The organism is Intrasporangium chromatireducens Q5-1 (genome assembly GCF_000576575.1).
GTDB lineage: Bacteria > Actinomycetota > Actinomycetes > Actinomycetales > Dermatophilaceae > Intrasporangium_A > Intrasporangium_A chromatireducens.
This window is the reverse complement of record NZ_AWQS01000586.1, coordinates 1-502: the sequence shown is the minus strand read 5'-3', so window position 1 is coordinate 502 and position 502 is coordinate 1. Positions and strand designations below refer to the sequence as shown.

Annotated in this window: 1 pseudogene; it reads right to left on the bottom strand. The window is 72.7% G+C overall.

From position 1 onward, the window contains the following. Positions 1-162: 162 nt before the first annotated feature. Positions 163-502 (bottom strand): annotated as a pseudogene (locus N864_RS23000) (IS1380 family transposase); the annotation flags it as partial.

Genomic DNA, 502 nt, shown 5'->3' with positions numbered 1-502 from the left:
CTAAGCCTCGATCCGTGGAGGTGCCGGGCGGATGGTCCTCGAGCGGCCTTCGATGACCGCTCGGGGTAGGTGGGCGGCGTGTGGGCAGCACTGTGCCGCTGGTCTGCCCAGCTTTTCCACGAGTCGTCTCCGGTCGGGCCGTTGCGGCGGGCGGACAGGTGCTCAGATCGTGCCCGGTGGAGCGAGTCCGGGGGTGAACACGCCGCGCCAGATTGCCAGCCAGGCTTGCGCCCAGGGCCAGTGCTCGGGCAGGTGCAGCACGCGCCGTCGTTGCGGGCGGGCGATCCGGGCCGGGACGTTGACGATGTGGCGTCGGAGCGTCGCGCCGCGCGCGACGGCGAGATGCCCGTCGCTGAGGGTGGCGGCGGCGCGGAGCAGGTTGTGGGTCATGGCCGCGCAGAGCGCCCACGCGTGGTTGGCGGCGAACCGGGACGAGGGCAGGTGCGCCAACGGCCCGTCGATCAGGTCGGCGAAGACGGTCTCGATGATCGCGTGCCGGCGG